Raw genomic sequence first — 15,326 nt, forward strand, 5'->3', positions numbered from 1 at the left:
ATTATGGTATAATGGTTTCGACTTAGTAACTTTTATCACCAAGGACATAAAATTAAATCACAAAATTGGAGATTTTATAAATGGCAGTTCATTCTTACCGCTTTTTAGTTGCATCTGAAGATGTTTATTTTCAAAATACCCCGCAACAAACAATTAGTTTTAGCGACCCAGAATCGATTAGGATTCTTCGAGAAATTTACCATACAAGTTCACGAACAACACTAACTAACAAAGAGCTTTTAATTGTTTATCGTAAAGCAAAAGAAAACAAACACGAAACTAATGTTTATACCATCAATAGCGAAGACACTGAAGAAGATGAAAATAATGATTCAGAAAAAAGCAAACTTGAAGCACAAAAGACAGCTAAAAACCAAGACAAAAAACCTGGTGTAATCGAGAATAATTTTTTACCAAAAGTTTATGACCTTGATGAGCTTTCAAAATATGGATCTTTAGTTAAAATCCAAAGCTATCGGGCAAAAACCCGCGCAGATAAAAGTGATTGGCAAACGGTAATATTAGATTTTACTGTCAGTGAAAAAGTTCAGTTAGTTGAATTAGTTAACGATCCACAAAATACAAAAGTTGACCAAATTGTTATTAGGGCAACAAGAGAAATTGTAAAAAATCGCGAAATTCATCTGGCTTTAGTTAATGATTTGCTTGATCTTGCTCGAAAAACAAAAAATTTTAAAATTCCTACTGAATTACTTTTAATCGTTGATAAATTTGATCCTAGCTCAGAAAATGGCATAAACGATTATATAAAAGGAGTAACAAATACTTTATCTTGCTCTGTTAGTTTAAATTATGCGCAAAAATACCAACTTTTTTCGTATAATTCTTATGCTGCAAAAATAAAAAGACTCTATGAACACGTTCATGCTTTTGCCGAACAAATTCGCCTCGAAGATGAGATTAACATCATTTTAAAATCAAATTTAGACCGTCAACAAACTGAGTTTATCCTTAAAGAAAAAATTAGGGCAATTCGTAAAAAACTTGGCGAAGACTCACGTTATGAAGACGAAATTGAAGAACTTTTGCATTCTGATGTTGGTAAAATAATTTTTCCTAAGGAAGTTGCAAAAACAATCAAGCGTGAAGCTAACAAATTAAAGTCGATGATGGCAACTTCTCCTGAGTCAAATATTACCAAAAATTACCTTGATTTATTAGTTGCTTTGCCATGAAGACGTGTAAGAAAAGATGTTCTTGATATTAAAAATGTGCGCGAAAAACTTGAAGAAGCCCATTATGGCCTTGACGAGATTAAAAAGCGAATTATCGAATATCTAGCCGCCTTAATTCATCGCCGTTCCCAATTTGAAAAGGAGTCTCATCTTGAAAAAGTTGGTAGCGATTATGTTGATTCTAACTTATTTTTAAGTGTAAAAGAGTTAAAAAACAAAAAAAATTCAATTCCAATTCTTACTTTAGTAGGCCCACCAGGAACCGGAAAAACTTCAATTGCAATGGCAATTGCTGAAGCAATTGGTAAAGAATTTGTAAAAATTTCGCTCGGCGGTATTCGCGATGAAGCAGAGATTCGCGGTCATCGCCGCACTTACGTAGGCGCACTTCCAGGAAAAATTATTCAAGCACTTAAAAAAGCCGGAGTTTCAAACCCGCTAATTTTACTAGATGAAATCGATAAAATGGGTTCTGATTTTAAAGGCGATCCTGCAGCGGCGATGCTTGAAGTGCTTGATCCTGAACAAAACCGTTTTTTTCAGGATCATTACCTTGAACTTGAATATGATTTATCACAAGTATTATTTGTTGCGACCGCAAACGAAATTCATGATATTCCTGAGCCTTTACTTGATCGGGTTGAAACAATCGAGTTATCTTCTTATACATTTTTAGAAAAATTACAAATAGCCAAATCGCACTTAATTCCGGCGGTTTTAAAAGAAAATGCCCTTGAAAGTCAGTATTTTCCAATTGATGATGCTACAATAGACTTTTTAATCCGTTATTATACTCGCGAAGCTGGAGTTCGCGGACTAAAACGGGTATTGGATAAAATCGCGCGCAAAATAATTGTGAAACTGCTCGAAAAAACACTAAATGATGATTTTAGAATTGATACAAAATTCGTGCGCGAACTTTTAGGAATTGAAAAATTTGATCCTGATTCTGTTGATTCTAGCCCACAAATTGGAACTGTGAATGGTCTAGGATACTCACCTCTTGGGGGGTCAACACTCCAAATCGAAGTTAGCACAATCCCCGGGCGTGGGGATATTAAACTAACAGGCTCATTAAAAGATGTGATGCAAGAATCAGCAAGAATTGCACTTTCTTATGTTCAGTCAAAAGCAAAAGATTTTAACATTGCATTTGATTTTGAAAACAATTTAATTCACATCCATGTTCCAGAAGGGGCAATTCCAAAAGATGGACCTTCGGCAGGAATAACTTTTACAACCGCAATTATTTCTGCTTTGTCACAAAAACCAGTCTCGCATGATATTGCAATGACAGGGGAAATCACTTTACGAGGAAAAATTCTAGCAATTGGCGGTCTTAAAGAAAAATCACTTGGTGCTTATAAAAGCGGAATAAAAAAAATTTTTATTCCAAAAGCAAACGAGAAAAATTTGGTTGATATCCCCGAGGAAGTCAAAAAAGCGATTAATTTTATTCCGGTTGAGACTTATCAACAAATTTATGATTTTATTTTTAAATAGTTTTTTATTTTTAAAAATAAAATCAGTTTAAACGTAGTTTTTAAGTAAAATTAGCAAATTAATTTTTCGTTATTAATAAATTCTTAAATTAATTTTTCAAATTTTTGGTATAATTATATTGAAAATTATTTTAAGAATTATTTTTTGAAAATGTTTAATTTTTCGATTAAAACTTGCAAAAAAAGGATAGGAAATAGTTGGAAGGCTATTCAGCGGTGGTTTTTTAGTAAAGTTTTATTAAAATATACAATATAGCAATAGAAATTATAAGCGAAAGGAAAAAATATGGCAGTTGTTAAAACGACAGGAAAAAAAGATTTCGATCGTTCAAAAGAGCATATTAATATAGGGACAATTGGTCATGTTGATCATGGAAAAACAACGTTAACTGCGGCAATTTCAACCGTTTTGGCAAAAAAAGGGCTTGCAGAAGCCAAGGATTATGCCTCAATTGATGCAGCTCCTGAAGAAAAAGCGCGAGGAATTACAATTAATACCGCCCATATTGAATATAGCACCGACAAACGTCATTATGCTCACGTTGATTGCCCAGGTCATGCCGATTATATCAAAAATATGATTACCGGGGCTGCACAAATGGATGGAGCAATTTTAGTAGTTGCCGCAACTGATGGGCCAATGCCACAAACTCGCGAGCATATCCTACTTTCAAAACAGGTAGGAGTGCCAAAAATGGTTGTTTTCCTTAACAAAATTGACTTACTCGAAGGTGAGGACGAAATGGTTGATCTTGTTGAAGTTGAAATCAGAGAATTGCTTTCTTCATACGATTTTGACGGTGATAATACGCCAATTATCCGTGGTTCTGCTCGTGGTGCTTTAGAAGGGAAACCTGAATGAGAAGCTAAAGTTTTAGAACTAATGGATGCTGTTGATTCTTATATTGACTCGCCTGTACGTGAAATGGACAAACCTTTTTTAATGGCTGTCGAAGATGTTTTTACAATCACAGGGCGGGGTACAGTTGCAACAGGAAAAGTTGAAAGAGGTCAAGTTAAACTAAATGAAGAAGTTGAAATTGTTGGTTATCGCCAAGAACCGAAAAAAACTGTTATAACCGGAATAGAGATGTTTAACAAAAACCTCCAAAGCGCAATGGCAGGAGATAATGCGGGAGTGCTTCTTCGTGGAGTCGATCGAAAAGATATTGAACGCGGGCAAGTAATTGCAAAGCCAAAAACAATCATCCCTCACACTAAATTCAAGGCAGCAATTTATGCGCTCAAAAAAGAAGAAGGCGGAAGACATACACCTTTTTTCAAAAACTACAAACCACAATTTTATTTCCGTACTACTGACGTAACTGGCGGAATTGAATTCGAACCAGGGCGTGAAATGGTAATCCCAGGGGATAATGTCGATCTTACAGTTGAACTTATAGCTCCAATTGCCGTTGAACAAGGAACCAAATTCTCAATTCGTGAAGGCGGAAGAACTGTTGGTGCTGGAACGGTTACTGAAATTATTAAATAATTTTTTTATTAGTTTAAATTTAATTTCTAAAACAAAAAATCAAAAAATCTTCAGTTTTTGCTGAGATTTTTTTTTTTTTTTTTTCAAAAAAATCTATAAAGTAGTTTGCTTTTCTAAATTATTTTTTAGGATTAGGATCCTGGAAATTAGTGGGATAAGTTCCTTGTCTGATTTGCTCAAGAATTTGGTCACGTAATTTTTCCTGCCCAGTTTGATTTTTGAATCTGTTTTGTTCTTCATTATAATAAATCATTGTTAACATATCATTTAATTTTACGTCTTTATTAGTATATCAAGTGTTTGAAAACCAGCCTTTTTCCTTGACAGGTTCTCCTTTTAATTCATCGATAAATTTAGTATAATTATCCGTTTTTGCTCCGTTATGATTCCCATTTTTTGCATTTTTTAAATGTTTTAGAATAACTTCTGAAGCAGTAGAAGAGCTAAACAAACCTCCATAAAATGCGCTAGAGCGCAACCAGCTATTTTTCACCCGTGATTCATAGGCATAAAAAAGCAAAATTAATAAAAAACGGTATAAAACTCGGCCTTTTGCTGTATCTTTGAAATTGTGTTTATTAATATCGTCGGAATAAATTTTGTAAAATAATTTCGAAATAGCCTCAAGTTGCAAATCCTTTTGCCCTGAGTTGAAAAGATCAGAAAAAGAAATTCCAGTATATTTAATATGGTTTAGTTCTTTTAAAATCGGCGATTGTTCTGCTTCTTTTTTTTTATCTCATTTTGGCGAGGCAAGAAAAATAAGGTCAAAAAAATCAACAAAAGATTCAACAGAAATTTTTTGATTTTCTGGTGAAATTATTGTCAATTTACTATCATCAATTTTTACCTCAGTTACCTCAGTTTCATGCTTGCTAATTTGTGTCGGTTTTGATAGTATTTTTTCCTCTAAATTTATAACCAAATCTAAATTTATCATTTTAGATAAATCAAACTTAGCGAAAAACGAGTCAAAAAAACTTTCATTTGCATTGGAATTATAAGATTTAATACTCAAAATTACTTGATTTAAAGTTTCATCAATTAATTTATTTTTAAGCCCCATCCCAACAAATTCCTTCAAGAATTTTTTTATTATTTGTCTAGGCTCTTTAATTTTAAATGATTTTAGATCGAAATTAGCACTATCTTCTAAATTTAAACTCAAATATGAGCTAATTTCATCAACCATAAGATTACTAAATTCTCCATTTCTTAACAGAAAATCTACTAAATACCATAAATATGATTTGAGAAAAGTGGAATTATCTTGAGTTTCATTGTTTTTTACTTCGGGTTTAGAATTGGAAGATTTGCTCTGCTCTTCTTTTAAAAAAATTGATAAAAGAGTAGGAAAATCTTTAACATTTTTAAATTTTTCAGTGTTTTTGTTAATAAAATCAAGGATTCGAAAAATTAAAATCTTATTTGCATTATTTGGTAAAAATTTTTCTAGACTATTTTTAAGCGCTAAATTAATTCTTTTTTTTTCTTGCTGACTTAATTTTTTAAACACTTTAAAATGACTAAAATCGTCAAATTTTCAAATTAGAATTTTTTTAGCAAAAAAATCAGATTTGAAAATCTTAACTAATGTATCTCAAAATAAATTCTTCTCAGATTGATGAATTTTATTATAAACAGTGCCAATTTGTTTAATAAATTCAATAATAAATTCTTGGCTGCCAAGCTCTTTTTCTAAAAGAATGTTAAAATTCTCAAAAGAAAATTCGCGATTAGTAAGTTTGCTAATAATTGTAACTAATTTTGATAGCAAAGCATTGTCTTTTGAATAAATAGCAGTTTTTAAAGTGTTTTTTTCTGTTTGGGGACTAGAATTTTCGCTATTTACAGATGAGCTACCAGTAAATAAATTCGTTTTAGCATCTGATTTATCCTTAAATTGATCGACGTCAGAATTTCTTTCAGGTAAAAAATCTTTAAAATTAGGCTCAACATTATAATAATTATTAAGATTATCTTGAATTATTTCTTTGAGTAATTTAAAAAACGGAGAAATTTCGGTTGTTTGAAACTGTACATTAAAAATTTCGCTAACTAAAGTAGCAAAATTCCCCTTTAAATTAGGCACATTTTCTAATTTTACTAGAAATTCACCAATAATTTTTGTAAAATACTGTTTTTCAAATAACGTTTTAATTAGCGAGAAATTATTTAATGGTTTGTTAATTTCGGCTTTAGCTACTAATTTAAAATAAGAATTAAATAATTCAAGAAGTGAAGGTGATTTTAAAAATGCATCAAATATTCTCAAAATACTATCAAGGTAATTTTTAGGAATATTTTGCAAACCCTCACGAATTTGCTCAGAAATTGCGTCTGTTTTTGCAATTTCGAAAAATAAGTTTGAAATTTGGTTTTGACTAATTTTATTCTCGACATTAATTACATTTTCTACATTTTCTACATTTTTATAATAATTATTAGCAATATCAACGCTAAAACTATCAAGCAATATTTCAAAAATGGACTTTCCAAAAGGTAAATCATCAGTAAGATAATCAAAAATTATTCTAATTAAAGCTTGAATTACTAAAGGAGATTCGATTTTTTTTATTTTGCTTTGATTGGTTAGTGTTGCTTTTTTTCACTGAGCTAAAATATCACGAATTAAATCTTGAATTGTATGAATTGCATTTTCGGAAATGTTAAGTTTAGAAGCTTTTAAAATGCTTTTTAAAAAATTTGAAAGCGCGTTTCAAGTGGTTGATTCATTAAGAAAAAGACTAAATACTTTTTCAATTAATTCGCTGTTTTTATTAATAAAATTGGAAATAAAACCTGTAAAATCCGATGCTTTTAGAAAATCTTCATTGCTAAAAATATAATTTACAAATTTTTCCAGCAATTCTTCTATTTGGTTTGAAGTAAAAAAGTTGAATAGAAGTTCCAAAAGTGTATTTTTTACATTTTCTTGACCAAAAATTGAGTTATTTCTTAATTTTGTAATAATTTGCTTTTGTAAGAATGTTTGGCTAAACAGATCTTTAAAAAATAAAACTAAATTTTGGATGCCAACTTTGCTTTTTAGATCGAGTTTTGCCAAATTTTTTAAAAGTCGAAATATTATATCAGATTTCAAGAAATTTTTTAGAAAAAAGTTCGAAAAATTACCTAGAGTTAAATTGGCGTCTAGATTTTCAATTTTTGATTTGTAAAGTTGTATTTTATCTTCATTTTCGTATTTTTCTAATTTTTCTAAGTTATCTTTTAATTCGTTATATTCGCGGAAATTGCTGTTTGTAAAATTTTTAAAACTTTCAAGGGCTGTTTGTACAAATTCAAAAATTAAGTTCTCATTTTTGTTATTTTTATCTAATTTTAATTGTTGGTATTTTTTGCTAAAATCTTCAAAAATCACTTGAAGAATTTCTGAAAAGGTTTGTACTGATTTTTGACTAAAACCTTCAGAGCGAAGCGATTTGCTAATTAAATCAAATAAATTTGAGAAAAACTTATTATTGCTAATAGTTTTTGCAATATAATCGTATATATTTTCTTCAAGTTTTGGCAAATTATTTGCAAGAAACTGAAAACCAAAACGGTTAAGATTATCGATTTTTTGGTATGAAAACTTGTTTACCACAAAATCATTTATCGCCTCGCTTACAATGTTGTTAAGAACTTTAAAAGAATTAGCGCTTAAAAAGTCTTTAATTGAGTTAAAAAAAATCGAAAAATTATTATAATTTGGTGTGTTTTGGTCGATAAAATCTGTTAGTTCAAATCTTGTAATTATTTGGTAAAATTTGTTAATAACTTTTTTAAGTACAGTAATCTGATTGTTAGAAAGCTCAAAAGTTAAAAGTTCATGGAACAAATTAAGTAAATTTTGTGGTTTTTTAAAAAAAGTTGAATAAGATGTTTGGATTTGATTGGTAAAAAATTTAGAAATCTTATCATCATTATTGCGAAAATTACGGTTTTTTATAGAGTCTAAAAAACTTTTTGCAACTTGCTTATTTAAAGTATTTCATGTTTTTGTTCGGATAAGCATATCAGACACCGACAACAAAAGACTAATTAAAGAATTTTTATCCACCTCTGATAAATTAAAATTGTAATTTGAATTAAGGGTTTTTACTAAAATGCGTACAGATTCACGATGTTTTAAACTTTCAGAGATAAAATCACACGAAAATTTTTGGATATTTTCGTAATTTTGAGAATTAGCAAGGAAAATTTTCAAAATATCGTAAAAGTTATTAACATTTATATATTTTTTTGATTCAAGGACAAAATCATTTATTATATATGAGAATAATTTTCTAGTTGATTCAAAACTAAAAACTACCTTTAAATCATCTTTATATTCAGGCGCGATTTCAATAATGGTATTAATTAAAAAATCCTGAATTGCACTTTGTCCAAAAACAGATACAAAAAGTAATTCTTTAATTTTCGCGGCATTCTGGCTTGTAAAATCAGAATTTAAGACATCCTTAAGAAGATTAATTATTTTTTTTTCGCTAAAATTGTTAAAAAGTGAATCTACAAGTCCTGAAATTGTTGCTTTTTCAAAATTTTGGTTAGTTATAACATTGTTTATGTAATTTTGTAAGCGAGTAATAATTTCAGAAAAAAAATCACTTTGCAAAATTTTATGAAAAACAGTTGAAAATGATTGATTATTTTTTGCATTTTTAAGCAAAAAATCACTTAACATTTCTCGTAATTTTTCATTAATTTGAGTATTAGAACGCAAAAATTTTTCTAAAAAAGTCCCAAAGCCAATTTCATACCAGGTTCTTAAAAGAATTATAAGTTTTGAATCCTTGATTTTTGTAATTTCATCAGAACTAATTTTTTCAATTGTAGACTGCTCCGCAATAAATTTATCAACTGAGTTATCGGTACTAAGAGCATTAAAAATTTTTAAATTAGACCCAAGATTTAAAATTTGTCTGTAGGCGTTAAGATCTTTTTCTAAATATTCCTGATTTCAGTTAAGTTTTTTGACAAATTCATTTTTGAAGTTAAGATTTTGTTTAAATGCAAGCTTAAAGAGCAAATCTTGCGCCATTTTTTTATATCCTTTTGTCGAAGGATGAATATCAAATTCATTTTTACTAAATTTGTTTGATTTATCTTTTCAGCTTTTTTCATTATAAAGATCTACAAAATTAACTCTTTGTTTTCTTGCAACGTGTTTAATTGTTTCATTTAATTGTTTTAACACCAAAGTTGTATAATTTTTAGGAAGCCCAAGTTCATTTACTAATAAATGGTCAAAAAATTTCATTGTGTGCGAAAATAAAATGTTATAACCAACTAAAACGATTTGCAAATTAGGGTTAATTTTTTTAATTTTCTGAATAAAAATATTTAAGTTTTTATTTATTTTTTCAATAGCTAAATTAGTGTTTTGTATAAACTCAAAGGCCGCTTGAGATTTTGTCGCAATTTTTTGACTAGGTTTTGTGATTATACGAAAATCAATTGATTCTAGCAGATCATTTGCACCAAGAGATAGTGTTAAAAGATTAGCGTTTTTAATTTTTTCTTGTAGTTTTTGGTAATTTTTAGCAGAAAAATTACCAAAAACATTACGGATTTGCTCCCCATAAGGAGATTTTGTTAACTTATCAAGTTCGTAATTAAAATTCAAATGTGTTTTATCAAAATTCTGATATTCTCTGTTTTCAGGTTCTAAAAGATAGAGTCAATCTGTGATTGTTGTTCAGGAAAGGGCAAGATTGTCAAATGATTTTATTGCATTTGGATTTATTTTTTGTACAAAATCAGCAAAAAAAGCAGCATAAGAAAGACCTTTAACTTGCATTTTATTAATATTCCCGCGAAAATCAAAACTATAATCCCAATTAAAACCAGCAGTAATCGAATCTCCAAGCGCTAAATAATTAATTTCTTTTAAAATAGGATAATTTGTTTCGCTAGAATGGTTTATGCTGCTTTTTTTATCAATTAATTCATTTTTATCACGGTTTTTAAGGCTAATTAAAGTGATTCCGACTGTTGCGGCTGTTAAGGTGCTAAAGGATAAAAAAATTTTAAAAGCCTTTGAAAAGTCAGGTTTTGTAAATTGTTTTCTCATATTATTGTACCGTTTTATGCTTTTTTGTATGTATGTAAAATTTGTTGCACCTCCAAGTTAGATACAATTATACCTTTTTTTGCTTGGATTATTAGTTTTTTGCTTGCTGCTTTGCTTAGTCAAGACAAGATTATTACATATTCAATTTATTGCTTGATATTTGAAGTGATTTTTACTTTTGAAACTTGAGACCTTTCAAACGAACCAATTCAAGATTATTAGCCTTTTTCAAATTAATTTTTATGATTATAACGCTAATAAACGCTAATAGAAATTAGCGTATTTATTTTTGCTAGGCAAAGCGAGGATTTTTGAAAAATAAAATAAAACTTATATAATTATTCATATTTTGATTAGCTAGATTTTAAAAACAAAAAATTAAAAAATACTATAAATTACGGTATTTTTTAATTTTTGATGATTTTTGGTTTGTGGTTAATAGCTGAATTTGCCTATAAGATTATAAATCTATAAGACAAAAAAGGATTAATTTCCCATTTTTATTTATTCCCTTCTGTATAATCCAACAAGTTTTTTCTTTAAAAGTAGTAGCAAAAAGTTGATCAAATTATATTTATTATTGCAATTTATATTGAACAACAAATAGGAACTAATAAATTTTATATAATTAGCCTTTAGCCCAATTCACATTTATGATAAAATTTTATAATATTTAATTAAAATCTTTGTTTTTATTCGCAAACCCAGCAAAATTGATCCGGCCAATTGAAATATATTTATTTCCCATTTTGTTATTAAAACGAATTACTATTTTTTTCACGCGTTTTTTCATATTAACTGTTACCGAAAGTTGGTCGTCAATTCCAACGATTCTATCCGGTTTTCTAATATTTTCTTTTGGTAGTTGCTGCATTTTACCTTCATTATCTTCATAAGAAATACTAATATATTCTTGCCACCAATTATTTTTGCCTACCGGTGTATAATTACTATTATCAAAAAAACGTAAGCGGAAAATTTCAACATAATAACCATGGGGATATTGGCGAACATTTTGCGGAATCATCTTAAATTCTGTTGGATTTTCACTTCAACTATTATCTAAATATCAGTAGGTATTTCCTTGTCCAAAAACATTTTCAGGACGGTATTTATAAGAAAAGTAAGTTGAATATTTTGTATCGCCAAAGCCTCAAATTTCTTTTGGATTTTTTATAGTACTATAATTAACATAATTAAAATGCTCCTTTTTTAAAAAGCCGTTAAAAATATTGCCTAAATAATTAAGTTGGTATCGCGGTTCTAAATTAGTCGATAAAGGTTTTTCATCGTCGATAATTTTTAGCTCGCTAAAAAGGAATGAATTTGTATTAAGTGCTTTTTCAATTTCTTGCTCAGTAATTTCTCAAGAAAATTTTCAACGGTTTTGCCTAGCAAAATCAGTCCATTTAGTATCCAATTCTTTTTGAATATCATCAAAACTTGTTAATTTGATAGTTGAATTTTCGTTTTTGGGCTCAAAAATTTCCTTTTTTGGATTTTGTTTTCAGGAAAATGATTGTACTGTGTAATTACCTGTTTTAATTTTTTCAATTTCTGGTTTTTGAAAATTAAAACTTAATTTAAAACGAAAATTGGATTTTGTAGAACTTTGATTTGTATTTTCCTGATTTACTTTTTCAATTTGCGCTTTATATAATTTAATAAACAGGTCCTGTTTTTCTTGGTTTTTTAGTTGGGCATCAAAAAATAAGTCAGTTTTACTTAAATCAAAATTTGAAGAAACTTCCATATTAAGGGCCTTATTTTTCTCATCTAATTTTAAATTATTTATTAGATTAAGTTTATTATTAAAACTGAATTTTTCTGAATTTTCTTTATTATAATAATTTATTTTTGTATCATTTCCAAATTCGATAGTTTCAATTTGATAGTTTTCATTAACAATTAAATCTTGAAATTTTACACGTAAATATTGCAAATTTTCCCCATTTTTATTGCTTTTTTGACTGATATCATTAGAATTTTCAACATTTGCAGCAACATTAAAAATCTCATTTTTACTGTTTTTGTAAGTAATTTTTGCGCTATCATTTTCCTTAATTTTTCCCAATTTGTCAATAAAAGGGATTATTCCGTCAATCGAATTTGGGTCCCCGCCTTGAAAAATGGGTAGTGCGTCTTTGAAAATATCGATTGCAATAATTTTGCTAGTTTGCGATTTTTCCACTGTAATTCTTGTATTATCTGAAGTTTTTATTGCAACTAATTCATAAAAAGTGTTTACTTTTTCAAGGTTAAGTGTCACTGTATTGTTGTTGCTGCCAAAAAATTCTGATTCAATTTCTCTGTTAGGCGAATCACCGATTTCATGGAAAACCAGTTTTGCTTGTTTTTCTTTGAATTTATTCTCATCTGTAAGTTGAATTTTTAGTGTGCGGTTTTTGTTAAAAGGTGATGAGGTTTCATCAAAAATTGTTAGTCCTACTGTGTTTTTAATGGTGCTAAATTCAAATTTTTCAGAATTTTGAATTGTTGCATCGTAAAAAACGCCAGCTTGATTATTTAAATTATAATTTTTTCAAGCTTTTTCTGGTTTATGATTAAAAAATAATTGTTGAATTTTATATTTTGTCTCACTTTTTAGACCGGTAAAATTAAAATTTAGCACTCATTTTCCGTTACTTTTTTTAATTCGGCCTTGAAATTTTGCCGTTTTTGAATTCTGATCGGCAATTAAAATCGCGCCAATTACTTGGTTTTCGCTAAAGACATTATCAAAACTTTGTGCTTCCACACTAAAATTTGCAGAATTTATTGTCAAATCACTAAATTTACCAGTATTTTTAACAATTTCTATCCCTTTTGGTTCAATTCCGATTTTAAATTCTTTGCTAGAAACTCATTTTTGGTCTGTTTCAATTCTATCAAAAATGAAAATTCGGTTGGTATTAATATTCTCAAAACTAAACTCAGCATTTTCGCCATTAACTGTGGTTTTTATCGAACGAAAACTTTCATTATTGTTTTTCAAAATTAAAGTCAAATTTTTGCCTTTATTATTTAGTATTTTTGCACTAACTACCAATTTATTCCCAGAAAATTCTTTAAATTTAAGCTCGGTTAGTGTCAAAATTGCTGTATCAAAAACAAAATGATTACTAAAATCAACCGGAATTACTTTGTTCGCCTGGCGAAAATTAACTTTATCAATCAAATATTTTTTGTTATTTTCAAGATTTATATTATCAAAAATTAATTTTTGATTAAATTCTTTATAATCTGTTGCAATAGTTTTGCTAGTTTTAGTATCTTTTTCGTTAAAATTGACATTAATTTGAATATGATCCAAATTAATTTTATCAGAAGCTAGATTAATTTTCAGCGAATCTAAATTTGTTTGTTCAACATTTTTAAGCTCAATTTTGTTCTCAAGTGAAAACATCTCCATTTTTCCTATATCTCTATGAAAACTGGATGCGTTTTTGTTCTCAAGCCATAATTTTTTCTTAATTTTGTAAGGTTCTAATTTTGTAATTTGAATATTTTTATTTGGTAAAACGTTAAAATGAAATTTGAGAAAAATTTTATCAGCTGTTTCTAAAATTTCACCAACAGATTCGATGCTTTTATTTCCTTCGCTTGCAAAAACCTTGACTTTATCACCTTGTTTTAAAGTTTCATTTTCATCTTTTAATTCCAAATTTGCCCAAATTTGGTCAATAAAATCACTTTTTAGCTGTTGCATTTCTTTTAATTTAATAGGTTCAAAATATTTTATAAACGAAAAATCGTCAATATTATTTTGGATTCTAATCTTTGTTAGTTTATCTTCTGAATTATAATAATAAATATTTGATAAAAAATATTTATTATTAGCTAAAATTTTTTCAAAGGAAAAATGGTAAAATTTCTTATCAAAATCAAAATATCCATATTTTGATGTTAATTTAGTTTGTCCATCTTCTGAATTGATTGTTAAAAACAAATTCGAATTTACCAATTCTGGGTCAAGAAAATTAAAATAAATATCTACCCCATCTTCGCTTTGGATAACATTTTTAATTAGTGAAAATTCATTTTCCTTTGAATTTTCGCTTATTTCTTCTTTTCGGCTTTCATTTTTTTTCTCAGGAATTTCACTATTTTCAGGAATTTCACTATTTTGTGGGGCAATAATATTACTGCGTTCTGAATTTATGGGCGGATTTTCAGCTATTTTTTGGTCGCCAAATTCAACAAAAAGATCGTTTAAATTAATCGGTTGATTAGTTTTTGACTTTTTATCAAAAAAATAAATTTCGCGAAGGGCAAGTTTTTGCTCTAAATTTAGTGTATTTACGTTCATTTTCGAACTAGCACCTGATTCATCAACTGCCACAGTTTTTTCAATTCTAAATCCTTGTTCATTTTTCAGTACAAGAAATATATCCTGATTTGCGGTAAGATTTTTATTAAATTGCAATTTTTCTGTTTGATTATTTCAACTAACAGACTGAAAAATTGGCGCAGTTTCATAACTTGTTTTAAAAATTGTTTTACCTTGAATTTCGATTGCAGTTAATCTAAAAGAATTATCAAGGTTAAAAGGTTGATTTATTACTAAATTTCCGGTTTTGTCAACTTCAAAATAAACAAATTCTGCAACTGAATTTTTATTTTGAAATTTTGCACTAGCAATTTTGCTTGCAAAATTGCTATCAAGCATAAAATTTACTAAAATATCACCGTTTTTATTATATTTATATTGATAGTTATAAAATTTTTCATAATCTAAACTTTTTATGCTAAGAATTATAATTCCTGCAAAACTGGCTGTTAGAATAGTGGTAATTCCGCTAATTAACAATATGTTTTTTCTTTTTATTTTCATTATTCCACTTTCACTTGCTTGAATTTTTTGGTATTAAAATTAATTTCTCATTGAAAAATGTAAAATGATCTATTTTGGTTTTTATACCAAAAATAGATCATTTAAAATTGATTAAATAAGCTTGAAAATTTGAATTTTAAAAAAGCTAATTAATTTTATCATAAAAAAGTAAATAGATTATAATAATAAAAAAAAAAAAAAAAAAAATAAGCCTTAAAATATT

General features: G+C 28.1%; 4 protein-coding genes. 2 read left to right on the plus strand and 2 right to left on the minus strand.

The window, feature by feature from the left end; genetic code table 4:
* The first annotated feature begins 80 nt into the window (after nt 1–80).
* Together lon and tuf are read left to right on the plus strand one after the other, a co-directional pair.
* A complete protein-coding gene (gene lon / locus MYF_RS00750) occupies nt 81–2,699 on the plus strand; it encodes an endopeptidase La (protein ID WP_002557625.1) in 2,619 nt (872 codons plus the stop codon).
* Between the two features lie 285 nt (nt 2,700–2,984).
* Nucleotides 2,985–4,193 (plus strand): elongation factor Tu, encoded by a 1,209-nt coding sequence (tuf, locus tag MYF_RS00755; RefSeq protein WP_002557626.1) that lies wholly within the window; start codon nt 2,985–2,987, stop codon nt 4,191–4,193.
* 118 nt (nt 4,194–4,311) lie between these two features.
* On the opposite strand, the gene MYF_RS00760 is transcribed toward tuf, so the two are convergent.
* Both MYF_RS00760 and MYF_RS00765 read right to left on the minus strand, forming a co-directional pair.
* The gene (locus tag MYF_RS00760) at nt 4,312–10,269 is read right to left on the minus strand and encodes an SGNH/GDSL hydrolase family protein (protein ID WP_002557627.1); all 5,958 of its coding nucleotides are present in this window, start codon (nt 10,267–10,269) and stop codon (nt 4,312–4,314) included.
* A gap of 673 nt (nt 10,270–10,942) precedes the next feature.
* Complete coding sequence (locus MYF_RS00765; protein ID WP_002557628.1) at nt 10,943–15,103, minus strand: hypothetical protein; 4,161 nt, start codon at nt 15,101–15,103, stop codon at nt 10,943–10,945.
* Nucleotides 15,104–15,326 lie beyond the last annotated feature (223 nt).

This window comes from Mesomycoplasma flocculare ATCC 27399 (assembly GCF_000815065.1).
Classification (GTDB): domain Bacteria; phylum Bacillota_I; class Bacilli_A; order Mycoplasmatales; family Metamycoplasmataceae; genus Mesomycoplasma; species Mesomycoplasma flocculare.